The organism is Kutzneria sp. CA-103260 (assembly GCF_018263855.1).
GTDB lineage: Bacteria > Actinomycetota > Actinomycetes > Mycobacteriales > Pseudonocardiaceae > Kutzneria.
This window is the reverse complement of sequence record NZ_CP073318.1, coordinates 7562119-7585038: the sequence shown is the minus strand read 5'-3', so window position 1 is coordinate 7585038 and position 22920 is coordinate 7562119. Positions and strand designations below refer to the sequence as shown.

At 71.1% G+C, this 22920-nt stretch carries 22 protein-coding genes; 10 read left to right on the top strand and 12 right to left on the bottom strand.

Translation table 11 applies throughout. The features are described from left to right. Positions 1-128: 128 nt before the first annotated feature. Positions 129-1298: a Glu/Leu/Phe/Val dehydrogenase dimerization domain-containing protein gene (locus JJ691_RS33215; protein WP_211763528.1), complete on the bottom strand. Its 1170-nt coding sequence runs from the start codon at positions 1296-1298 to the stop codon at positions 129-131. A gap of 63 nt (positions 1299-1361) precedes the next feature. Then, positions 1362-1970 (bottom strand): TetR/AcrR family transcriptional regulator, encoded by a 609-nt coding sequence (locus tag JJ691_RS33210; protein ID WP_211763527.1) that lies wholly within the window; start codon positions 1968-1970, stop codon positions 1362-1364. A gap of 58 nt (positions 1971-2028) precedes the next feature. Between JJ691_RS33210 and JJ691_RS33205 the strand changes: the two genes are divergently transcribed. The 5 genes from JJ691_RS33205 to JJ691_RS33185 all read left to right on the top strand — a co-directional run bounded on the left by JJ691_RS33205 (position 2029) and on the right by JJ691_RS33185 (position 7118). Continuing rightward, a complete protein-coding gene (locus JJ691_RS33205; RefSeq protein WP_305873720.1) occupies positions 2029-3609 on the top strand; it encodes an FMN-binding glutamate synthase family protein in 1581 nt (526 codons plus the stop codon). Between the two features lie 88 nt (positions 3610-3697). Continuing rightward, the gene (locus tag JJ691_RS33200; RefSeq protein ID WP_211763526.1) at positions 3698-4669 is read left to right on the top strand and encodes an efflux RND transporter periplasmic adaptor subunit; all 972 of its coding nucleotides are present in this window, start codon (positions 3698-3700) and stop codon (positions 4667-4669) included. Further along, complete coding sequence (locus JJ691_RS33195; RefSeq protein WP_211763525.1) at positions 4666-5355, top strand: ABC transporter ATP-binding protein; 690 nt, start codon at positions 4666-4668, stop codon at positions 5353-5355. The genes JJ691_RS33200 and JJ691_RS33195 overlap by 4 nt, the downstream gene beginning before the upstream one ends. Beyond that, a complete protein-coding gene (locus JJ691_RS33190; RefSeq protein ID WP_249227170.1) occupies positions 5352-6641 on the top strand; it encodes an ABC transporter permease in 1290 nt (429 codons plus the stop codon). Before JJ691_RS33195 ends, JJ691_RS33190 begins: the two co-directional genes overlap by 4 nt. Before the next feature lie 12 nt (positions 6642-6653). After that, complete coding sequence (locus tag JJ691_RS33185) at positions 6654-7118, top strand: DUF309 domain-containing protein (protein ID WP_211763524.1); 465 nt, start codon at positions 6654-6656, stop codon at positions 7116-7118. 340 nt (positions 7119-7458) lie between these two features. Here JJ691_RS33185 and JJ691_RS33180 read toward each other — a convergent pair whose 3' ends face one another. After that, on the bottom strand, positions 7459-7929 hold the full coding sequence (locus JJ691_RS33180) for a GbsR/MarR family transcriptional regulator (protein WP_249227169.1): 471 nt from the start codon (positions 7927-7929) through the stop codon (positions 7459-7461). A 69-nt stretch (positions 7930-7998) separates the two neighbouring features. Between JJ691_RS33180 and JJ691_RS33175 the strand changes: the two genes are divergently transcribed. Together JJ691_RS33175 and JJ691_RS33170 are read left to right on the top strand one after the other, a co-directional pair. Then, positions 7999-8886 carry an ABC transporter ATP-binding protein gene (locus tag JJ691_RS33175; RefSeq protein WP_211763523.1) on the top strand — a complete coding sequence of 296 codons (888 nt, stop codon included), beginning with the start codon at positions 7999-8001 and terminating at the stop codon, positions 8884-8886. Next, the gene (locus JJ691_RS33170) at positions 8883-10475 is read left to right on the top strand and encodes an ABC transporter permease (RefSeq protein ID WP_211763522.1); all 1593 of its coding nucleotides are present in this window, start codon (positions 8883-8885) and stop codon (positions 10473-10475) included. Before JJ691_RS33175 ends, JJ691_RS33170 begins: the two co-directional genes overlap by 4 nt. On the opposite strand, the gene JJ691_RS33165 is transcribed toward JJ691_RS33170, so the two are convergent. Next, complete coding sequence (locus JJ691_RS33165) at positions 10453-11340, bottom strand: TIGR03620 family F420-dependent LLM class oxidoreductase (RefSeq protein WP_211763521.1); 888 nt, start codon at positions 11338-11340, stop codon at positions 10453-10455. The genes JJ691_RS33170 and JJ691_RS33165 overlap by 23 nt on opposite strands. Positions 11341-11356: 16 nt before the next feature. Beyond that, a complete protein-coding gene (locus tag JJ691_RS33160; protein ID WP_211763520.1) occupies positions 11357-12205 on the bottom strand; it encodes a TIGR03620 family F420-dependent LLM class oxidoreductase in 849 nt (282 codons plus the stop codon). 75 nt (positions 12206-12280) lie between these two features. Here JJ691_RS33160 and JJ691_RS33155 point away from each other — a divergent pair, with 75 nt between their 5' ends. Next, positions 12281-12835 (top strand): TetR/AcrR family transcriptional regulator, encoded by a 555-nt coding sequence (locus tag JJ691_RS33155; protein WP_211763519.1) that lies wholly within the window; start codon positions 12281-12283, stop codon positions 12833-12835. On the opposite strand, the gene JJ691_RS33150 is transcribed toward JJ691_RS33155, so the two are convergent. Continuing rightward, entirely contained in the window at positions 12808-13470 is a 663-nt protein-coding gene (locus JJ691_RS33150) for a response regulator (RefSeq protein ID WP_211763518.1), read from the bottom strand. The two genes, JJ691_RS33155 and JJ691_RS33150, sit on opposite strands and share 28 nt — an antisense overlap. Then, a complete protein-coding gene (locus tag JJ691_RS33145) occupies positions 13460-14659 on the bottom strand; it encodes a sensor histidine kinase (RefSeq protein ID WP_249227168.1) in 1200 nt (399 codons plus the stop codon). The genes JJ691_RS33150 and JJ691_RS33145 overlap by 11 nt, the downstream gene beginning before the upstream one ends. 174 nt (positions 14660-14833) lie before the next feature. On the opposite strand from JJ691_RS33145, the gene JJ691_RS33140 reads away from it, so the two are divergent. Next, complete coding sequence (locus tag JJ691_RS33140) at positions 14834-16336, top strand: glycosyltransferase family 39 protein (RefSeq protein ID WP_249227167.1); 1503 nt, start codon at positions 14834-14836, stop codon at positions 16334-16336. On the opposite strand, the gene JJ691_RS33135 is transcribed toward JJ691_RS33140, so the two are convergent. The 5 genes from JJ691_RS33135 to JJ691_RS33115 all read right to left on the bottom strand — a co-directional run bounded on the left by JJ691_RS33135 (position 16304) and on the right by JJ691_RS33115 (position 21856). After that, positions 16304-17272, bottom strand: coding sequence for an NAD(P)-dependent oxidoreductase (locus JJ691_RS33135; RefSeq protein ID WP_211763517.1), 969 nt, complete (start codon positions 17270-17272; stop codon positions 16304-16306). The genes JJ691_RS33140 and JJ691_RS33135 overlap by 33 nt on opposite strands. Before the next feature lie 20 nt (positions 17273-17292). After that, positions 17293-18123 carry a glutamate ABC transporter substrate-binding protein gene (locus tag JJ691_RS33130; RefSeq protein WP_211763516.1) on the bottom strand — a complete coding sequence of 277 codons (831 nt, stop codon included), beginning with the start codon at positions 18121-18123 and terminating at the stop codon, positions 17293-17295. 119 nt (positions 18124-18242) lie between these two features. After that, a complete protein-coding gene (locus tag JJ691_RS33125; RefSeq protein ID WP_249227166.1) occupies positions 18243-18743 on the bottom strand; it encodes a DUF2127 domain-containing protein in 501 nt (166 codons plus the stop codon). 19 nt (positions 18744-18762) lie between these two features. Further along, on the bottom strand, positions 18763-21129 hold the full coding sequence (hrpB, locus tag JJ691_RS33120; protein WP_211763515.1) for an ATP-dependent helicase HrpB: 2367 nt from the start codon (positions 21127-21129) through the stop codon (positions 18763-18765). Between the two features lie 4 nt (positions 21130-21133). After that, a complete protein-coding gene (locus JJ691_RS33115; protein WP_249227165.1) occupies positions 21134-21856 on the bottom strand; it encodes a VIT1/CCC1 transporter family protein in 723 nt (240 codons plus the stop codon). Positions 21857-21924: 68 nt separating this feature from the next. Here JJ691_RS33115 and JJ691_RS33110 point away from each other — a divergent pair, with 68 nt between their 5' ends. Continuing rightward, complete coding sequence (locus JJ691_RS33110) at positions 21925-22845, top strand: alpha/beta hydrolase (RefSeq protein ID WP_211763514.1); 921 nt, start codon at positions 21925-21927, stop codon at positions 22843-22845. The last annotated feature ends 75 nt before the right edge of the window (positions 22846-22920 follow it).

Genomic DNA, 22920 nt, shown 5'->3' with positions numbered 1-22920 from the left:
TCGCCGACCCAATTTTAGTCTAGATGACTAAAACAAGAGCGGCAAGAGGGTCGGGCACGATGGGTGGGGTTGTGAGGGGAGGTGCTCGCTCTAGTCGTCCGGGTCGGTCGAGTGTCGACGGCCTGGACTCACGGCAGCGTGGAGATGGTGGTCAGCTGCTCGGTGGTGAAGGCCAGGGCGGCCTGGCGGAGCGGGATGTCGTTGGCGCGGGCCAGGGAGAAGACGGTGGCGAGGATGCGGCGCATCTCACCGCGGATCTGCATGGTGGCCTGGGAGACGGAGGCGTCGATGTCGCCGAAGAGGGTCCACCACCACCAGGCGTTGGTGGCGGAGTTGGCGACGAAGTCGGGGACCACGTGGACGCCGCGGGCGGTGAGCAGGGACTCGGCGGCGGGCAGCACGGGGAGGTTGGCGGCCTCCACGATGAGGGAGGCGGTGACCTCGTGCTGGTTGGCGGGGGTGATGCAGTAGGAGACGGCGGCGGGGACGAGGACGTCGGTGTCGACGGAGAGCCAGGAGTCCAGGGAAAGCTGCTGGTCGGCGGGGCGTAGGCCGGAGCGGGGGATCTCGCCGAAGGCGTTGCGGGAGCGGAGAAGGAGCTCGACGTCGAGGCCGGCGGGGTTGGCGATGACACCGAGGGCGTCGGCGACGGCGACGATGCGGAGACCGGCCTGGGCGAGGTAGCGGGCGGTGGAGCCGCCCATGGAGCCGAAGCCCTGGATGACGGCGCGGGTGCCCTCGATGGGGCGGCCGAGCTCGGTGAGGGAGGTCAGAACCGCTTCGGCGACGCCGATACCGCCGGAGAGGTCGCCGAGGCTGATGCCATCGACGTCCAGCGCGAAGGCCCGGCGGAGCCGGCCGGTGGCGGCGGCCTTGTCGGGCAGCAGGGGGTAGACGGCCTGGATGGAGCTCTCCAGTCCGATCTCGGTGATGACCTCGTCGATGAGTTTCTGTTGCAGGCCAAGGTCTTCGCCGGTGGTCCAGTGGCGTTCGAGCAGCGCCTGGACGCCCTGGAGGTAGCGGGTGAGGATGCCCCGCATACGGGGATCGTGCGGGTCGCAGTCGATACCGCCCTTGGCGCCGCCGAGGGGAACGTAGCGGTTGGAGGGCTGGTAGTAGAGGGCTTCCTTGCGGGTCATGCCGGCGGCGAGACCCCGCACCTCGTCGAGGGTGCAGCCGGCCCGCATCCGCAGCCCGCCGGAGCAGACGCCGCGAACCAGGCGGTCGATGACCAGATAGCCCTTGCGGTCGGTGACCGGATCGGTCCACGTCACCTCAAGCAGCGCGGCCAAGGACACCTCCCGTACTGAACTGCGATTCAGTATGGGAGGGCTCTGGACGAAGTGTCAAGAAAAGGTTTGCTAAGCGTTGGGCAACACTGTGGCGTCGACGGAGAGCTCGCAGGTCAACTGGTTGATCAGCCACGAACGGAGCTCGCGCCGGGGTAGTCGGGCCTTGTGCACCACGGACCGGACGGCGAGACCGTCCAAGAAGGACGTGAGGCGGGCGGCGGCGGCCGCGGAGTCGGCGGTGTGGAACACGCCGGCGGCCACGCCGTCGTCGATCACGGCGGCGATGGCGTCGGTCCACCGGCGCTGGAGGTCGGCCAGCACCTTGGCCAGGGCCCGGTCGCGGATGGCCACGGACCACGCGTCGATCCAGATGGTCCAGCCCCGGGCGGGACCGGTGGGCGAGTACCAGTCCAGGGCGGCCAGCAGGCGGGCGGCGGGCGAGCCGGGGCCGGTGACGATGGAGTCCAAAGTAGACAGATCCTGCGCGCAGGCGTGCACCAGGGCCTCGGACAGCAGCCGCTCCTTGGTGCCGAAGTGGTAGATGATCAAGGCGGGGCTGACGCCGCTGGCCTCGGCCACATCGGCCACCCGCACGGCGGCCATGCCCAGCGCGCGGATCTGGGTGAGCGTCTCGTCGAGCACCTCGGCCCGCCGCGCCGTCGCGGTCTTCCTCGGCATGGCCCGCACTATTCCACCAGGGGATGCGATCCCGCGGTGACCGGTGTTGACTTTCCCCGTGCGGATCACTGTGGTGGCGGTGCTGGGCCTGGTGGCGCTGGCCTCGGTCACGTTGGACGTCGCGGTCTCGCCGTGGTGGCTGTTCCTGACGGTCCCGCTGCTGGCGGTGGCCGCCCTGGGCGTCCACGACCTGGTCCAGCGGCGGCATTCGGTGCTGCGCAACTACCCGGTGCTCGGGCACATGCGCTTCCTGCTGGAGGCTCTGCGGCCGGAGTTGCAGCAGTACTTCATCGAACGGAACTTCGACGGCCGCCCGTACGACCGCGACGTGCGCAGCATCGTCTACCAGCGGGCCAAGGGCACCGACGCGGAGGAGCCGTTCGGCACGGAACGGGATGTCTACGCGAACGGCTACGAGTTCCTCACCGCCTCGATCCACCCGCGGCCGGTCCCGGATCAGCCGCCGCGGGTGACGATCGGCGGGCCGGACTGCACCAAGCCGTACGAGATGTCGCTGCTGAACGTGTCGGCGATGAGTTTCGGCTCCCTGTCGGCGAACGCCGTGCTGGCCCTGAACAAGGGGGCCAAGCTCGGCGGATTCGCCCACGACACCGGGGAAGGCGGCCTGTCCGAGTACCACCTGCGGCACGGCGGGGACGTGGTGTGGGAGATCGGCACCGGCTACTTCGGCTGCCGCACCAAGAACGGCGACTTCGACGAACGGGAGTTCGCGGACAAAGCGGCCCACGACAGCGTGCGCTGCGTGTCGCTGAAGCTGTCGCAGGGGGCCAAGCCGGGCGTCGGCGGTGTGCTGCCGGGCAGCAAGGTCAACGCCGAGATCGCCTCGGTTCGGGACGTTCCGATCGGCCAGACGGTGATCTCGCCGCCGTATCACCGGGTCTTCGACACGCCCCGCGAACTGGTCCGCTTCATCGCCCGCATGCGGGAGCTGGCCGGCGGCAAGCCAGCGGGCTTCAAGCTCTGCCTGGGATCCCGCCGCCAGTTCCTGGCTGTGTGCAAGGCGATGCTGGCGGAGGGCACGGGGCCGGACTTCATCATCGTGGACGGCGCCGAGGGTGGCACCGGCGCGGCCCCGCTGGAGTACGCCGACAACCTCGGCACGCCGCTGACCGAGGGCCTGATCACCGTGCACAACGCGCTGGTCGGGACCGGGCTGCGGGACCGGATCAGGATCGGCGCCAGCGGCAAGGTCGCGACCGGCAGCGACATCGTCAAACGCCTGCTGCAGGGGGCCGACTACACCAACGCGGCCCGGGCGATGATGTTCGCGGTCGGCTGCATCCAGGCCCAGAGCTGCCACACCAACACCTGCCCGGTCGGCGTCGCCACCCAGGACCCGCGGCGGGCCCGGGCGCTGGACGTCGAGGACAAGTCCTTGCGGGTGCAACGGTTCCAGCAGTCCACGGTGCGCAGCGCCGTGCAGATCATGTCCTCGATGGGCCTGCGCGGCCCCGAGGACCTGCGCCCGCACATGCTCTGCCGCCGCACCACCCCGGTCTCCGTCCGCAGCTACGCCGAGCTGTACGAATGGCTGGAACCGGGCCAGTTGCTGGCCGAGCCGCCGCCGCGCTGGGCCCGGGACTGGGCCGCGGCCGATCCGGACGAATTCACTATGTGACGATTCCGCGAAAACACGCAACGCTTCACCCATCTCGGGCGTCGTCTGGTTGGGTTGACCCTTCCGACGAACCGACCATGGGGGATCAGTGCGGAAAACTGTCCTCGCCGGCGTGTGCGCGGCCGCCCTGCTCACGGCCGCCTGCTCCGCCGGCGGACCCGCGCCGGAGCCGCCGGGCCTCGCTGCCCGCGACACGACGATGACCACGGTGAAGCCGGCCCACCAGGACCTGAGCAACCAGGTGAGCCTCACCGGCAAGGTGGCGCTGGACCCGGTGTTCGGGGTGCCGGCGCCGATCGACGGCCAGGTGCGCTACCTGGACGTGAAGCAGCCGGACGCGACACCGACGACGTCGACACAGGTGGCCAACGTCTGGGCCAACGGCAAGGCGACGCGGGTGGACGTGCCGGCGGGCGCGACGTTCAGCGGCCGGTTGGTGGACGACAAGTCGACAGTGACGGCGGGTATGCCGGTGGCGTCGGCGAAGTACGCGGGCTACGGCATCGTGGCGGACCTCGACGGTTCGCAGGCGTACCGCATCGCGAACGCCCCGGGCACGGTGCAGGCGCAGATCAAGGACGGCCCTGGCCCGTTCCAGTGCACGGTCCTCGGCACCATCGCGGCCCTCCCGGCCGGCACGCCGGCGCCGCCGTCGCCGACGACCCCGACCCAGCCCACGAAGCCGTCCAACGCCCCGTTCCCGACCGGCCTGCCGCCGCAGCAGTCGCCGCAGCAGTCGGACCCGACCGGCCTGCGCCTGGTCTGCACGCCGCCGGCCGGCGTGAAGATGATCAACGGTGTGGCGGCGACGCTGCAGGTGGTCACGGCCACCGCCCAGAACGTGCTGACCCTGCCGGTGGAAGCGGTTGCCGGCAGCCAGGGCAACGGCAAGGTGGACGTGGTCGTGGACGGCCACCGCCAGACCAAGGACGTCACCCTCGGCCTCACCGACGGCAAGGTCATCGAGATCAAGTCCGGCCTCAACGGCGACGAGACGGTCGCGGTGCCGGGTCCGAACCTGCCGCAGCCGCAGCAACAGGCCGGCGGTCCGACGCGATGACCGAACCGCTGATCCGGCTGAGCGGCGTGACCAAGACGCTGACCGGCCAGGAAGAGCCGCGCACGGTGCTGAACGGCGTCGACCTCACGCTCCACGGTGGACAGAGCATCGCCGTGCTCGGGCGCTCCGGTTCCGGCAAGAGCACCCTGCTGTCCCTGATCGGCCTGTTCGACCGGCCCGACCAGGGGCAGTATCTGTTGCGGGACAACGACATCACCCGGATCTCCGAGCGCCGGGCGGCGATCCTGCGCAGCCGGGAGTTCGGCTTCGTGTTCCAGCGGTTCTTCCTGCTCAAGCACCTGACCGCGGCCCAGAACGTGGCGATGGCGCTGGTCAACGGCCAGGGCTGGCTGCCGCGCCGCAAGCGCCGGGCCAAGGTGATGGCGGCGCTGGAACAGGTCGGCGTCGCCCACCTGGCCAAGCACCGCCCGGCCCGGCTGTCCGGCGGCGAGCAGCAGCGGGTGGCCATCGCCCGCGCCCTGGTCCGCGACCCGAAGATCCTGCTGGCCGACGAGCCGACCGGCGCGCTCGACTCGGAGACCGGCAACCTGGTGGTCGAGGTGCTGCGGTCGGCGACCGACCGGGGCTGCGGCCTGATTCTCGTGACACACGACCATGACCACGCCGCCCGCATGGGCAGTGTGCTGCACCTGTCCGACGGCGTGCTCGGGGCGGTGACGGCGTGATCCGGCTGTCCGGCAAGCTGCGCTCGGCGCTGATCATCGGCCTGCAGGGCATCCGGTCCCGCAAGCTGCGCACCCTGCTGTCCATGGTCAGCCTGTTCCTCGGCGTGCTCGCGGTCGTCGCGGTGCAGGCCGGTTCCCAGGTCGCCGAGCAGGCGGCGCTGGGCAACATCGAGCTGATCGAGGGCGTCGACGGCACGCAGCAGATGTACCTGCCGCAGAACGACAAGGCCCCGGCGGTCGTGCTGGACGCCTTGCGGGGCCGGCAACACGCGGTCGCGGTCAGCGGCGCGCACGCCGTCATCGGCGAACCGAACGTCACCCCGATCAACAAGGGCGGCGGCCCGATCGACGAGCCGTTCAGCGGCGGCTACTACTGCTCGGGCTACGGCCCGTGCGGCCCGGACCAGGACGTGGCCCAGGGTCCGCCGGGCAAGGCGATCGAACTCGGCCTGAACGCCATGACTGGCGACGTCCGCCAGTTCCAGCCGTACCGCCTGCAGTCCGGGCAGTGGCTGGACTTCACGTCGCCGCCCTCGCTCGCGCCGCGCATCGTGCTCAACACCAAGGCGGCCGCGGCGTTCCAGCGCTACCGGATCCCGGCCCAGATGCACATCACCGGCGGGGCCAACGATCCGACGCCGCAGATCATCGGGGTGGTCGACGACGGCGGCTACGCTCCTACCGCCTACGTCCGCTACGACGAACTGGCCAACTGGCTGCCCACCAACGGCAACACCCAGCTTCGGGTCCTGATGTCGCCGGCCGAGACCGCGTTGCAGCAGACGCTCAAGGCCCGGCTGGTCGCCGCCGGGGTGCCGGCCGACCAGATCAACGTACGGCCCATCAACTCCAAGGAGCACGTGGCCGAGCAGTTGGCCGTGATGCGCTGGATCTTCCTTGGCATGGCCGCGCTGGTGCTGCTGATCGGCGTGGCCGGCATCCTCAACGTCGGTCTGGCTACGGTCGGCGAACGCGTGGAGGAGTTCGCGCTGCGCCGGGCTTTGGGCACACCTCGATTGCTGTTGGCCGGCATCGTGCTCGCGGAAACCTTGCTGACCGGCCTCTTCACGTCGGCGCTGGCGATCGGCGCCGGGGTGCTGGGCCTACGAGTCGCCGGCATGCTGCTGGGCAGCCGTTCGCAGTTCGCGTTCCTGCACGACCTGGCCTTCCCGTGGCAGGCCGGGGTCGCCGGTGTGGCCGCGGGGCTGATCGCCGGCCTGCTCGGCGGCTTCGTGCCGGCGCTGCGGGCGGCGCGCATCCCCATCGCGACGGTGATGCGCGCCTGAGAGAATCGGGCCATGGACGACAGGGATCGGGACGCGGCCGGCCGGGCCCGCAACGCGCGTCCGCGCGACGGGCTCGGCCGGCCGATGGCGCACGGCGCCCCCGGCGTCGAGCGCCAGCCGGAAGGCATCATCCGCACGCCGTCGCAAACGCTTGCCGAGGCCCAGGACCTGCTCGATCGCGGCCGCCCGTTCCACGCCCACGAGGTGCTGGAGGACGCCTGGAAGTCGGCCGACGAGCCGCACCGGCAGCTGTGGCGGGGCATGGCCCAGCTGGCCGTCGGCCTCACCCACGCCGCCCGCGGCAACCGCACCGGCGCGATGTCCCTGCTGCGCCGGGGAGCCGGCAACATCGAGCCGTACAGCGGGGAGAGTCCGTACGGAATCGATGTCGCCGGCTTGGTCGGCTGGGCGACCCGGGTGGCGGACGGCGGCGGCGTGGACACAGTGCCGCCGCAACTTCGGATCAGCCGCGCCTGACTTAAACGCGAGAAGCCGGTTCCTGGGGGCTGGAACCGGCCCCTCGCTTGGGTGGTGGTTCGACGATGCCGCCGGGCCCGGAGGGGAGGCGGGCGCGGCGACCGGTGCCGCCCGGCTGTGCGTCGGCGGGGGACGAAGCACAGCTGCGACGGCTCGCGTGGTCACCAACCGTGACCGAACGACCGGGGCCGTCGGCGGCGGTGCGATGGGTGTCGTGGTCTTGCGGGTGCCTGGTCGGGATCGCTTCGGTGATCTCTGTCGTGCTGACCGGCTCCGACGTTACGGTTGTGGCGTCAGGGAAATTTCGGCGGACTGGGTGGACCACCGCATGATCGCCGGGCTAGTTCGTGGCGTTACGTGACCGCCAGCGTTCCAGCACCATCGGGATCTCGACCCGGAGGAACTCGAAGAACTCCACCGACTCGCGCAGCCGGGAGCCGGCGTCGGTGGACCGGCCGACGGCGTCGACGCCCTCCAGGAGGGCCTCGGACCACAGGGTGAGCAGGCGCTCGCGGTTCATCGCGGACTCGTACCAGCTGTTGCCGCGGACCCGGTAGTGGTCGCGCTTGGAGCCGGGCTCGCGCTCCCGCACGATCAGGTGCACCTGGGTGAGGTAGCGCACGGCGCCGGAGACGGCGGCGGGGCTGACCGAGAGCTGTTCAGCCAGTTCGCCGGCGGTGAGCTGGCCGTTCTCGGACGCGAGCAGCGCGACGAACACCCTGGCCGGCATGCGGGGCACGCCGGAGTCGGCCAGCACCAGGGCGAACCGTTCGATGAACTTCGACACGGCCTCGTCGTCGCGCTCGGTCACCCAGCCATCCTCTCACCCATCTGAGTTCACTAGCTTCACGAATTTGTGAAATGAGTGTAGCTTGACGGCATGACTACCGCCATCTCGGTGTCCGGACTGCGCAAGGCGTTCGGCCGGACCCAGGCGTTGGACGGACTGGACCTCACGGTGAACACCGGCGAGGTGCACGGTTTCCTGGGCCCGAACGGCGCCGGGAAGTCCACCACCATTCGTGTTCTGCTCGGCCTGCTGCGCGCCGACGGCGGCCGCGCCGAGCTGCTGGGCGGCGATCCCTGGCGGGACGCCACCGAGCTGCACCGCCGCCTGGCCTATGTGCCCGGCGATGTCACGCTCTGGCCGACGCTGTCCGGCGGCGAGGTGATCGACCTGCTCGGCCGGCTGCGCGGCGGGCTGGATCCCAAGCGCCGCAAGGACCTGCTGGAGCGCTTCGACCTCGACCCGACCAAGAAGGGCCGAACCTACTCCAAGGGCAACCGGCAGAAGGTCGCGTTGGTCGCCGCGCTGGCGTCCAATGTGGAGCTGCTCATCCTGGACGAGCCGACCTCCGGGCTGGACCCGTTGATGGAGGAGGTGTTCCGGGACTGCGTCGCCCGCGAGCGCCAGGACGGCCGGACCGTGCTGCTGTCCAGCCACGTGCTGGCCGAGGTCGAGGCGCTGTGTGACCGGGTCAGCATCATCCGCGGCGGCCGGACGGTCGAGTCCGGCACGCTGGCCGAGCTGCGGCACCTGACCCGGACCTCGATCACAGCCGAGCTGGGCGCGCCACTGTCCGGTGTGGACACGATGACCGGCGTGCACGACTATTCGGCGCAGGGCAACAGGGTCCAGTTCGAGGTGGACACCGCTGAGCTGGACGCGGTGCTGCGCAAGCTGACCGAGTTCGGCGTGCGCAGCCTGGTCAGCCAGCCGCCCACGCTGGAGCAGCTGTTCCTGCGGCACTACGAGGTGCAGGCGTGAACACGGTGGTGGGCACCGGCTCCCTGGTGCGGCTGGTGCTGCGCCGGGAGCGGATCCAGCTGCCGGTGTGGATCCTGGTCATCACCGGCATCGTCGCCGCGACGGCGTCCAGCTTCGCCCAGCTGTACCCGACGGTGCAGTCGCGGCAGGAGTTCGCGGCGACGATCGTGAACAACCCGTCGGTGCTGGCGCTGAGCGGCCCGGCCCAGGGGCTGGACACCATCGGCGGCATGACCGAGTGGAAGTACGGCGCCGTGGCCTGCGTCCTGGTCGGTCTGATGGCCGTGTTCATGACCGTCCGGCACACCCGGGCCGACGAGGAGACCGGCCGGCACGAACTGCTCGGCTCCGGTGTCGTGGGCCGGCACGCCAAGCTCACCGCGACGCTGATCGTGGTGTTCGGGGCCGGCGTGGTCTACGCGCTGCTGATCGGCCTCGCCCTGACGGCCCAGGGCCTGCCGGCGGCCGGGTCGTTCGCGATGGGGCTGGGCATCGGCGGCTGTGTGTGGTTCTTCTCGGCGGTGACGGCCGTCGCCGTCCAGGTGAGCTCGAGTTCCCGCGCGGCCAACGGAACCGGCGGGATCGTGATCGGCGCGGCCTACCTGCTGCGCGCGGCCGGCGACTCCGCGGCCGAGGACGGCCCGCGCTGGCTGTCGTGGCTCAGCCCGATCGGCTGGTCGCAGCAGATGCGCCCGTTCGCGGGCGAACGGTTCTGGGTGCTGGCCCTGTACGGGGCGATTTCCGTTGTGCTGCTGGGCATCGGCTACGCGCTGGTGGGCCGCCGGGACATCGGGGCCGGCATGCTGCCCGAGCGTCCCGGCCGGCCCGCCGGGCGGTTCGGCACGTTCGGCCTGGCCTGGCGGCTGCAGCGGGGCATCCTCATCGGCTGGGCCTTCGGCATCGTGGTGATGGCCGGGGCGCTGGGCGGGATCTCGCAGAGCCTCAAGAGCATCCTGGACAGTAGCCCGCAGGTCGCCCAGGCGCTGCAACAGATCGGCGGCCAGCAGTCCATTGTGGACTCGTTCATGGCCGCGATCCTGGATGTGATCGCCCTCGCGGTCTCGGTGTACGCCATCCAGGCCACGCTGCGGCTGCGGGCCGAGGAGACGGCGTCGCGGGCCGAGCCGGTGCTGGCCGGCTCCGTCGCCCGACTCCGTTGGGCGGCAAGCCATCTGGCCTTCGCGTTGCTGGGCAGCGCGTTCCTGCTGGCGGTGGCCGGCGCCGCCATCGGGCTGGCCGTCGGCCTCAGCCAGGGCGACGTCGGCGGCCAACTGCCGCGGCTGCTCGGCGCGGCCATGGTCCAGGTGCCGGCGGTGTGGGTGCTGGCCGGCATCGCCACCGCGCTGTTCGGGCTGCTGCCGAGGCTGACTTCGCTGGCCTGGGCCGCGCTGGTCGTCTTCCTGCTGCTCGGCCAGCTCGGCTCGCTGTTCCAGCTCAGCCAGTGGGCGCTGGACATCTCGCCGTTCACCCACCTGCCCAAGCTGCCCGGCGGCACGTTCACCGCGACGCCCCTGGTGTGGCTGGTGGTCGTCACGGTGGCACTGACTGCCGCCGGGCTGGTCGGGTTCAGGCGGCGGGACGTCGGATAAGGCCGGCCAGCTCCCGCCACTCGGCGCGCGGAAGGCGTGGGGAGTCCGCGGTGAGCACCTGGATGCAGACGTGGTTCGCGCCGGCATCCAGGTGTTGCCGCACCCGCTGGGCGATGGCGTCCACGTCGCCGACCACGGTGATCGCGTCGACCAGCCGGTCGCTGCCGCCGTCGGCGAAGTCGGCGTCGGTGAAACCCAGTCGCCGCAGGTTGTTCGTCTGGTGCCGGGCCGCCAGGTAGCCGCCGACGTGCGCGCGGGCCACGTCGCGGTCGTCGCCCAGCACGACCGCTTGCTCCACCGCCAGCAGCGGCTCGGGCCCGAGGACTTCCCGCGCCTTGGCCGTGTGCTCCACCGGCACGAAGTACGGGTGCGCGCCCTCGGTCTTCTCCGCCGCGAGTTTCAGCATTTGTGGCCCCAATGCCGCGAGGACCCGCCTTGGTCGCACGTCGAAACCCTGGAGCGGCGCCTTGTCCATCGCGTCCAGGTAGTCCCGCATGGTCTCCAGCGGCTGCGGGTCGGGCGCGACGAGCCCGTTCATGCCCGGCACTGATTGCTGCTTCGGCGACCGGTGACCGCCGAGGCCGAGCAGGAAGCGCTCGGGGAACGCCTCGGTGAGTGTCAGCTGGGCCGCCGCCATGGCCAGCGGGTCGCGTAGCGACGCCCGGGCGATGCCCGTCGCCACCACGATTCGGTTCGTGGTGTGCAGAAGCAGCGAAGCCTGGCTCAGCGCCTCCCGCCCGAACGCCTCGCCGAACCAGATCGCCCCGTAGCCGAGCTCGTCCAGCTCCGCCGCCGCTTCCCTGAGCCGACTGACCGGCTGCCCCTCGAACGCGAACGTCCACACGCCGATGCTGCCCAGATCCATGTTGTCCCCCTGATCGTCAGACAAGGCTTGCCAGTTCCCGCCACTCGGCGCGCGGCAGGCGCTGCGAGTCCGCGGTGAGCACTTCGACGCAGACGTGGTTCGCGCCGGCATCCAGGTGTTCCTGTATCCGCTTGGCGACGGCGTCCACGTCTCCGGTGACGACGAGCGCGTCCACCAGCCGGTCGCTGCCGGCCAGGTCGTCCTCGGTGAAACCGAGCCGCCGCAGGTTGTTCGCGTAGTGCCGGGCCCGGAAACCGCCGCCGACCCGCGCCCGTGCCACCTCCCGGTCGTGGCCCAACACCACCGGCAGCTCCACGGCCAGCAGCGCCTCGGGGCCGAGGATTTCCCGGGCCTGCGCCGTGTGTTCGACGGGCACGAAGTAGGTGTGCGCGCCCCAAGTCTTCTCGGCCGCGAGTTTCAGCGCTTGTGGCCCCAGTGCTGCCAAGGCGCGCCTTGGTCGCACGCTGAATCCCGGCACCGCGTCCATCGCGTCCAGGTAGTCCCGCATGGTGTCGATCGGCCGCGGGTCGCCGGCGCCGGTGATGCCGGGCTCCTGCTTCGGCGACCGATGACCGCCAAGGCCGAGCAGGAAGCGCTCGGGGAACGCCTCTGTGAGCGTGTGGTGCGCCAGCGCCATGACCGCCGGGTCCCTCCCGACGGTCCGGGCGATGCCCGTGGCCACCGTGAGGCGATTGGTGGCGTGCAGGAGCAGGGACGCCTGGGTCAGCGCCTCCCGCCCCGTGCTCTCGGCGAACCAGATCGCCCCGTAGCCGAGTTCGTCCAGCTCCGCGGCGGCTTCCCGGACTTCGCCGGCTGGTTGGCCGTCGAAGGCGAACGTCCACACGCCGATGCTGCCCAGATCCATCTCTCCCCCTAAGCTGAGGTGGCCTCCGGATACCACGATACGGAGGCTGCCTCCGGTTGTGCAAGGGAGTATTCGATGCGTGCCGACGCCCGGCGCAACTACGAGCGCCTGCTGGCCTGCGCCCACGAGGCGTTCACCGAGCGCGGCGCGGACGCCTCACTGGAGGACATCGCCCGCCGGGCCGGGGTGGGCATCGGCACGCTGTACCGGCACTTTCCCACCCGCGAGACGCTGCTGACGGCGCTGCTGTCCGACCAGCTCCGCGGCCTGACCGCCTACGCCGAGCAAGAGCTGGTCCAGCAGGAACCGGGCGAGGCGATGGCCAACTGGATCCTCGCCATGTCCAGGCACGGCCGGATCTACCGTGGCCTCGCCGCCGGCGTGCTGTCCCAGCAGCTCGGCGACCGGACCGAGTTCGACGAGGCCTGCGCGGCCGCGCAGGAGGCCGGCGACCGCGTGCTGCACCGGGCCCAGGCGGCCGGGGCGGTGCGGCCCGACGTGGCCAGGGCCCACCTCGTCGCCCTGGTGCACGGCCTGGTGCTGGCCACCGAGAACTCGCCGGAGCTGTTCGACCAGCTGCTGGCCGTGATGTTGGACGGCCTTCAGCGGGTGACGAGCCCCGCGTCGTAGGCGAGCAGGCCGATCTGGGTGCGGTTGGCGCAGTCCAGCTTGACCAGCATCCGCGACACGTAGCCCTTCACGGTGGCCTCGGACAGGTGCAGCCGGTCGGCGATCTGGGCATTGGACAGGCCCTCGCCGAGACAGGTGAGCACGTCGACCTCGCGTTCGGTGAGGTCGCCGACCAGGGACAGGGCCTTGTCGCGGGCGGCCTGCTCGGCGGCGGAGGCGGCGACGAGCCGCTGGGTGGCGGCGGGGGAGAGCACGGTGTGGCCGTCGGCGGCGACGCGGACCAGGCTGATCAGGTCCTCGGGCGGGGTCGACTTGAGCAGGAAGCCGGCGGCCCCGGCGCGCAGCGACCGGATGACGTACTGGTCGGCGTCGAACGTGGTGAGGGCGACGACGGTGGGCGGCGAGGGCAGGCCGGCGATGCGCTCGATGGCGGTGAGGCCGTCCACGCCGGGCATCCGCAGGTCCATCAGCACGACGTGGGGCTGGTGGCGGACCACGGCCTCCACGGCGGCGGCGCCGTCGTGGGCGGCGTCGACGACGGTGATGTCGGGGGCGGAGCCGAGAATGGTGCGCAGGTGGGCGCACACCATGGGCTCGTCGTCCACGACCAGGACCTTGATCTCGTCAGCCGCCATGACTCTCCGCCGTAGGTACGAACACGGGCAGTATGGCATCGACCTCGAAGCCGCCGTCGGGTCGCGCGGCAGCGGTGAACCGGCCGCTGACCAGCTCGACCCGCTGCCGCAGGCCGAGGAGCCCGGTGCCGGAGCCGCTGCCGCCGAGCTCGTGGTCGACTTCCTCCTCGGGCGCGCTGTTGCGCACGGTGAGCCGTACCCGGTCGGCCCCGTAGCGGACGTGCACCCGGGTCCGGGCTCCCGGCGCGTGCTTGCGGACGTTGGTCAGCGCCTCCTGCACCACGCGGTACGCCGTGCGGCCCACGACCGGGGCCGTGAGCAGGGGATTGCCGTCCACGATGAGCTCCACGGACATGCCGACGCCCTCGGACTCGGCGACGAGCTCGGCCAGGTCGGGCAGCCGCACGGCGTCGGTCGGCTCGGCCACGCCCTCCTCGGCGTGGGTCCGCAGCACGCCGACCAGGTCCCGTAACTCGGTGAGGGCCTGGCAGCCGGCCTCGCGCAGCTCCTCGGCCGCGGCCCGGGTGGCGTCGTCGGCGGCGGTGATCCGCAGCGCCCCGGCCTGCAGCACCATCAGGCTCACCCGGTGGGTGACCACGTCGTGCATCTCGCCGGCCAGCTTCACCCGCTCGTCGGCACGGGCTTGCTCGGCCAGCAGCTCCTGCTCCCGCTCGGCCCGCTCGACTCGCTCGGTCAGCGCCTGGATCAGCTGGCCTCGGTTCTGGATGTAGAGCCCGAACAGGGCCGGCAGCGCGGTGAACAGCACGCCGGAGGTGACGGTGTCGAACGAGGGGATCCACGGCCGGGTGGAGATGGCGATCAGGGCCGCGGTGAGGATCCACGTCGGCCACGAGCGGGGCAGCCGCTTGATCGCGCTGCCGATCGCGAACGGCGTGGCCAGCGGAACCCACTGGGCGGTCTCGCTCGGCCGGCCGATGAACAGCAGCGGATCGGTGTAGGCCGAGTACATCTGGGCGATCGCCGTGGCCGCGCAGACCGCCAGCACCACCACCGGGAACCGGCGGTGCCACAGCAGGGCGATCGCCGCCGGCATCTGGATCAGCGTCTGCGACCAGTCGTAGAACGACTGCGGCGGCCCGTAGCCGATCCAGACCAGGAGGATGACGGCGACCACCGTGACTAACGGCGACAGCAGGAAGAAGGCGTCGCGCCAGCGCGGTGCGGTCACCACCCGACGATACCCAGCCCAAAGACACTCAGCCCGACAATCCGCCTCAGGTCGCCGCGACCCCCTACGAAAGTAGGGGTTGCCGGGCACTTTCCGGGCTGTCCCCGCAGCGGTCCGTCCGAGTTGGATGGTGGTTGTCGCGGGACAGGCCGCGCATCAAGGGGGGAACGGCAAGTGCGGCAGATCGAGGAGACCACGGTCAACTCCCCCAAGCCGGTCGTGGCGGTCGCCGCACTTGCCGTGCGGCCCGTGGCGATCATCGCCGGCCTGCTGGGGGTCGCCCTGCTGGCCACCAGCGGCCGCTACGGCTACTTCGGCGACGAGCTGTACTTCATCGCCGCCGGCCACCATCTGGACTTCGGCTACGCCGACCAGCCGCCGCTGACGCCGCTGCTGGCGCTGATCGCCGACACGGTCGCGCCGGGATCTGTGGTGGCACTGCGGATTCCGGCGATCCTCGTCACGGTGGCGGGCGTGTTCTTCGCCGCCATGACGGCCCGGGAGCTCGGCGGCACCCGCCGGGCGCAGGTCCTCACGGCCGGCAGCTACACCGTGGCGCCGTTCCTGGCCGCCGGCGGCCATCTGCTGGCGACGTCCACAGTGGACCCGTTCCTGTGGACGGTGATCACGTGGCTGTTGGTGCGCTGGGTCCGCACCCGCGAGGACAAGCTGCTGCTCTGGGCGGGCCTGGTCACCGCGGTCTCGCTGCAGGTGAAGTGGCTGATCGTGTTCTTCTGGCTCGTCGCCGGCCTGGCGATCCTGGTCGCCGGGCCGCGGGATCTGTTGCGCAGCAAGATGTTGTGGCTCGGGGCGGCGATCGCCGGGCTGACCTCCGTGCCGCAGCTGCTCTGGCAGGCCCGCAACGGCTGGCCGCAGATCCAGATGACCAACGCGATCGCGGCCGAAGTGCGTGCCACGGTCGGCGGCCCTGGCGGCTTCCTGCTGGTCCTCGGCTTCTACGTCGGAGTTGTCGGCGTCCCGCTCGCGCTGTACGGCCTGTGGCGCGCACTTGCCCTGCCGCGGTTCAGGTTCCTCGGCATCACGGCGATCGGGTTGATCGTCGTGTTCATCGTCACCGGCGGCCGGCCGTACTACGCCGGCGGAATCCTGCCGGTGCTGTGGGCCTTCGGCGCGGTCGGTCTGGACGGCCGGCGGCGGTGGCTGCCCTGGGTGGCGTGGCCGGCGTTCCTGGTGTCGGTCGCGCTGGTGGTCGCCGCACTGCCGGTCCGGCCGGTGGAATCGCTGCGCACTGCCAGCGAGGCCGTGTACTTCGTGGACCTGGAGAGCGTCGGCTGGCCGGCCATGGCCGACGAGGTCGCCGCCGCCTACCACGCGCTGCCGGACGACGTCCGCGCGCACACGGCGATCGTCGGCGACACCTACTGGGCGGCCAGCGCGATGTCCATGTACGGCCCCGAACACGGTCTGCCGGCCCCGTACAGCCCCAACCGCGGCTACTGGTACTTCGGGGCGCCGCCGGAGAGCGCGACGAACATCCTCTACGTCGGCAACAGCCACTCCGACGACATCCGGCGGCACTTCGCCACCGTCACCCGAGTGGCCACAGTGGACAATCACCTCGGCGTGCCCAACGGCTACCAGGGCTCGCCGATCTACCTGGCCGCCAACCGCGACCAGCCGTGGTCAGCCCTGTGGCCGGCGCTGCGCTACCTGTGACGGCTCGTTCACCGTCCACAGTAGAGTCTCGCCGGCCGCGTAGCGCTTCAGGTTGTCGGTGAAGGCGATCAGCGAGCGCTGCATCATCTGCTGGGTCACACCGGCGATGTGCGGCGTGGCGATCACCTTGGGGTGGTTGACCAACGGGCCTGCCGGATCGGCCGGCTCGACGGCGTGCACGTCCAGCCCGGCCCCGCCGATGTGCCCGGATTCCAGCGCTGCCAACAGGGCGGCCTCGTCGACCAGTCCGCCCCGGGCCACGTTCACGAACAGCGCGCCCGGCTTCATCGCCGCGAAAGCTCCTGCGTCGAAGAAGTTCCGGTTGTGCTCGCCGAACATCAGGGCGCTGAGCACCACATCGGCCTGGGCCAGCACCTCGGGCAGCTGGTCCACGCCGTACACCCGCTCGACCTCGGGCGGCCCGCCCAGCTCCGGCCGCGCCCGCACGGCGATCAGCCGGGGACCGAAGCCCGCCAACCGCTTCGCCGCCGCGATGCCGATCGCCCCCAGCCCGATGATCGCCACTGTGCCGCCGAACAACGCCCGGGCCACCGGCTGCGACCAGCGGCCGTCGCGCAGCGCCTGGCGCGCCCCGTCGAGCTCCCGGCTCAGCGCCAGCGCGAGCAGTACGGCGTGCTCGGCCACGCTGTCGGCGTTGCCGGTGACGTCGCCGGGCAGCCGCGACACCAGCACCCCGGCCTCAGTCGCGGCGTCGATGTCGACCTTCTCCAGGCCGACGCCGAACTGCTGCACCAGCCCGAAAGTGCCGGCGGTCAACAACTCGGCGTCCACAGTCGCGGCGATCGGCGTCACTACGTCCATGCCGTCGGCCAGCTCGGCGAAGCGGTCCGGCGAGGTCTTGACGACCTCCCAGTCCGGCAGCAGCGTGGCGAACGGTTCCAACGGGTACTGGTCGAAGCCGATCAGGAGGCGCATGCCCCCAACTTAGCTCCGGGTCAGCCCTCAGTGATGGCCGGCGGCGAGGGCATCTGGTAGCCGGAGCTGCCGACGTTGCTCTGCAGCGCCGACCGCCAGGCCCCGGTGGAGATCATCTTCTGCAGCGCGGCGTCCACCTTCCGCTGGCCGTCGGCGTCGCCCTTGCGCAGGCCGATGCCGTAGGAGTCCTTGGTGAACGGCTTGCCGACGACCCGCAGCAGCTCCGGGTTCTGGGCCGCGTAGCCGGCCAGGATCACGTCGTCGGTGGTGACCGCGTCGACGATGTTGGCCAGCAGCGCGGTGACGCAGTCGGAGTAGCGGCTGTACTCCACCAGCTGGGTCTGCTGGGCGAACTTGTCCTTCACCTGCTGGGCCGAGGTGGAGCCGGCGACCGAGCAGAGCTTCTTGCCGTTCAGCGACTGCGGGCCGGTGATCGAGGTGTCGCTCAGCCGCACCAGCAGGTCCTGGCCCACGGTGAAGTACGGCCCGGCGAAGTCCACCAGCTTCTTGCGCTTGTCGTTGATCGTGTAGGCGGCCACCACCATGTCGACCTTGCCGCTGGTCAGCAGCGTCTCCCGGTCGGCCGGCTCGGCTTCCTTCCACGTGATGTTGGCCGGGTCCACGCCCAGCTCGGTGGCCACGTACTTGGCCACGTCCACGTCGAAACCCTGGTAGAGGCCGTTGAGTGTCTTCTCGCCGATGCCCGGCTGGTCGTACCGGATGCCGATGGTCAGCTTGCCCTGCGCCGCGGCCCCGGTCAGGGAGTCGGCCGGGCCGCTGGCCCCACAGGCGGCCAGCAGCATCAAGACGGCGATCGCGGCGGTCGCTCGTAGTGATCCCCGCAGGCGCATGTCAAGGTCCCCTTCAGGTCGAGGCGGCCTGCACTGCCTAACAAATCCAGGGCTGCCGAGTCCAATCGGGCAGACCTCGACTTCGTCACACTCCACTACGTGCCAGGTTCCTTGACAGTTCAGTTGTGAGCTTCCGTCGCGGATGCGGCACGTTCCCGGCGCAGCTGAACGTATTCGCGGACAACCAGAACGATGATCACAATGTCGATCGCGGCGAAGATCGGCAACGCGATTGAATGGGTGTTGACGGCCCGGTAGACCTCGTAGACGACAAATGCGCCCAGCACCACCACGGCCACCGGGTAGAGCGGCATGATCTTGCGCAGCAGGGCCGCCACCAGACCGAGCTTGATGACGGCGTGCAGCAGCAGGTAGCCGATGGCGAAGCCGCGGCTGCTGCCGTCCGCGAAGTTGTGCGCCGCGGTCTGCAGGTGCGTGGACAGCGTGCCGTCCGGGTCGCCGAGCAGGTCCCGGGTGACCACCTCGTTGGCCAGCCCGGTGATCACCGTGGGCGGGATGAAGATCAGCACGATGCCCAGCGCGAGCTGGCCGAGGCCGTCCAGGCCCTTGATCGCGATGGCGACCCGGAACAGCTTGTCGGTGGTGGTCGAGTTCGTCACGCCGACCAGGATGCCCTGGTCAGCGCGGTTTCGTGCGGCGGGTAGGGGTGGCCGTGAGCGGATCGTCCGGCCATGGGTGTTTTGGGTAGCGGCCGCGCAGCTCGGACCGCACCTGCGGATAGCCCTGCCGCCAGAACGAGGCCAGGTCCCCGGTGACCGCCACCGGGCGGCCGGCCGGGGAGAGCAGATGCAGCCGGACGGGGACGTGGCCGTCGGCGATGCGGGGCGTGTCGGTCCAGCCGAACGTCTCCTGCACCTTCACCGGCAGCACCGGGCCCTCGTCGGTGTAGTCGACGCGGATCCGGGAGCCGGAGGGCACCTCGATCCGGTCCGGGGCCAGCTCGTCCAGGCGGGCGGCGGCCGGCCAGGGCAGCATCGTCTGCAGCACGTGCTGGGCGCTGATCCGGCCGAGGTCGGCTCGCCGGCGGGCGGTCGACAGGTCGACATTCCGGATGATGGCGTCATCCGACACCTCGGGCCAGGGGTCGCCCAGGGTCGCGTGCAGGAACTCCATCCGCTGCCGCTGCCGGGTCGCGTCCTGGCTCCAGTGCAGCAGGGCGGCGCCTTCTCTGGTCAGGCCCTCGATGAGCGCTTTGTGTAGTTGCTCCGTATTCGGATCGGCCAACGGACGTTCGGTCAGCACGATCGCGCCGAGCTTGCGGACGTGCCGGGCGACGACGTCGCCGCCGGCCCAGGTCACCTCGTCGGTCTCGGTCAGCAGCGCCGGGGCGGCCCGCTCGGCCAGCTCCTGGTCGGCACGGGCGGCGAGCCGGATCCGGCCGTGCGCGCGGCCCGGCTCCCGGTCGGCGACCGCCACGGCCAGCCACTCGCTGTCGTTCGGGCCGTCCGTCTCGACCGCGGTGCCGCCGGCCATCAGGTAGCTGCGCGAGCCCTGGTCACGCCTTCGCGCCAGCCGCTCCGGGTGCGCCAAGGCCACGACCAGAGCCGGGTCGTCCAGTGTCCTGGCGGGGCCCTCGACCAGCTTGGCCAGCCGGTCGACCTCGCGTTTCCAGGCCCTCGGCTGATCTTGGCGGAGTCGCCGGACCGCGGTCTCGACGTCGTTCGAGGTGGCCTGGCTGTCGTCGTCCAGCAGCGCGACGACCTCGGCCGCCGGCCGGGGGCCAAGCGCTTGCGCCCCGTCGAGCAGGGCGCGGCCCAGGCGAGGATGCAGGCCCAGCTCGGCGATCCGGCGGCCGCGGTCGGTGACGCCGTGGGCATCGAGGGCGCCCAGGGCCCTGAGGACCTGCTGGCCGGCGGCGAGGGCGCCCGGCGGCGGCGCGTCCCACCAGGCCAGGTCGCCGCCGTCTGGAGTGCCCCAGCAGGCCAGCTCCAGGGCCAGTCGGGTCAGCTCGGCGGTGCGGATCTCCGGCTCCGGGTAGCGGGGCAGCGTCGCCTGCTCGTGCTCCGGCCAGCACCGGTACACGTGGCCCGGGGCCTCCCGGCCGGCGCGGCCGGCCCGCTGGTCGGCGACGGCTTGGGACACCCGGGTGGTGACCAGGCCGGACAGGCCGCGGCGGTGGTCGGCCCGGGGCGAGCGGGCCAGGCCGGCGTCCACCACCGTGCGGACGCCCGGCACCGTGAGGCTCGACTCCGCGACCGCTGTGGCCAGGACGATCCGCCGCCGCGTGGTCTGCCGCAGCGCCTCGTCCTGGGCCTTGGTGGCCAGTCGGCCGTGCAGGGGGAGAACGTTGAGGTTGGGGAGTTGCTGGGTGACGCGGCGGATTTCACCCACACCCGGCAGGAAGACGAGAATGTCACCGTCCGTTTCGGACAGTGCCTTGTGGATGGTCCTCGCCACGTGGTGTTCCAGGCGCTCGTTCCGGGCCGGCGGCACGTACGTCGTCGTTATGGGAAACGTTCTGGCGTGCGCCTCGATGACCGGGGTGTCGGGGCCGAGGATCTGCGCGAGCCGTTGCGCCGCAACGGTTGCACTGGTCGCCAACACCTTGAGATCGGGCCGCAGACCCTCACGGGCGTCGAGCAGCAGCGCCAGCAGCAGGTCGGCGTCGAGGTGGCGTTCGTGGCATTCGTCCAGCAGCACCACATCGACGCCGGTCAGCTCCGGGTCGTGTTGCAGGCGGCGCAGCAGCAGGCCGGAGGTGACCACCTCGATCCGCGTCTGCTTGGACGTTTTCCGGTCGCCTCGCACCGCGTAACCGACCGTGCCGCCGACCGGCTCGCCCAGAAGTTCCGACATCCGGGCCGCCGCCGCCCGGGCGGCCAGCCGGCGCGGCTCCGCCACGACGACCCGCCCTGGTAGCGCCAGGGGCACCAAAGTCGTCTTTCCGGTGCCGGGCGGGGCCACCAGGACCGTCGTGCCGTGCTCGCTCAGGGCGGCGTTGAGCTCGTCCAGTACCGCGCGGACCGGGAGATCGGGAAGTCGCACCCGGCTAGCCTGCCGCAGCCACGCCGATCAGCATGCCCACCAGGTAGGTCGCGCCCGCCGCGATCACGCCGAACAGCAGCTGGCGCAGGCCGTTGAACCACCACTGGCGGGTCGTGAAGCGGGCCACCACCGCGCCCGCCGCGAACAGGCCGATGCCGCCGATGGCCAGACCGGCCAGCAGCGACTCCCAGCCCAGCAGGAACGGCAGCAGCGGGAACAGCGCGCCGATCGAGAAACAGAGGAACGAGGAGATCGCCGCCACCAGCGGCGAGGGCTGGTCGTCCGGATTGACGCCCAACTCCTGCTCGATGTGGACCCGGACGGCCAATTCCTCGTCGGCGTGAATTTCCTCGGCCACCTGGGCCGCGGTCGACTCGGTCAACCCCATCTCGGTGAACATCTGCACCAGTTCCGCCTTTTCGGCGGCCGGATTCTCGCGCAGTTCCCGGCGTTCGACCGCGACCTCGGCCTTGACCGAGTCGTTCTGCGTCTGCACCGAGGCGTATTCGCCCAGAGCCATCGAGAAGGCTCCGGCGACCAGGCCGGCCATGCCCGTCAGCACGATGACGTGCGCGCTCGCGCCGCCACCGCCGACCCCGGCCACCAGTGAGATGTTGGTCACCAGGCCGTCCATCGCGCCGAACACCGCCGGCCGCAGCCAGCCGCCGGACAGGTCGTTGTGGGTGTGGCCGACCTCGTTCTGCGCAGTTTCGTCAACCTGGGTCACGATTGGAGGGTAATAGGCCCACCGGGTTCTGAGGAAAGCCTTGGGAAGTGTTGCCTAGCCTTAGCGTCATGCCACAGATCGATCCTGAACTCGCCCAGTTCGTCGCGGCCTTCCCGCCGGTCCGGGTGTCCGCCCCCGGCGTCGACGTGGTCGAAGTCCGCGACGACCTCAACCGCCGCTGGCAGCGGATGACGCCGGTGGTGCAGGTCGGCGAGGTGACCGACATGACAACGCCGGTGCCGGTCCGGGTCTACCAGCCGGCCCGCGGCGCCGTCGGCCTGCCGGTCGTGGTGTTCCTGCACGGCGGCGGCTGGTGCACCGGCGGACCGGTCACCCATGACGATTTGTGCCGCCGAATTTGCCGTTCCGCACAGGCCGTTGTCGTGGCCGTCGACTATCGGCTGGCTCCCGAGCACCCCTTTCCGGCCGCCGTCGACGATTCCTTCGCGGTGCTGCCCTGGGTCGGCGAGCACGCCGCCGAGATCGGTGGGGACCCGACCCGGATCGCCGTCGCCGGGGACAGCGCCGGCGGCAACCTCGCCGCCGTGCTCGCGCTGCTGGCCCGGGACCAGGGCGGGCCCGCCCTGCGGTTCCAGCTGCTGCTCTACCCGTCCACCGGCGGTGTCGGCGAGTTCCCCTCGCGGGCCGAGAACGCCGACGCCCCTGTGCTCTCCACCCCGGACATCGAAGCCTTCCTGCGGCATTACGCCGGGCACCTCGACGGCGAGCCGCCCGCCACTCTCGCTCCCGCGCTCGCCCCGGATCTGTCCGGGCTGCCGCCCACGTTCATCGCCACTGTGTGGCGCGATCCGCTCCGTGACGAGGCCGAGGCCTACGGGCGGCTGCTGACGGCGGCCGGCGTGCCGACCGAAGTCGTGCGATTCGATCACCTCGTGCACTCGTTCGCCAGCTACGCGCCCCTGATTCCGGCCGCCTCCGATGCCCTCGAACAGTGCATATCGGCGTTGCGAAAAGGACTTCTCAGGTAACGCCAAGGCTGCGTCGGTAGCATCCGGCCAGGAACTCGGCCGCCGAGTCGGTCGGCCGGCGACGAGGAGGACGGT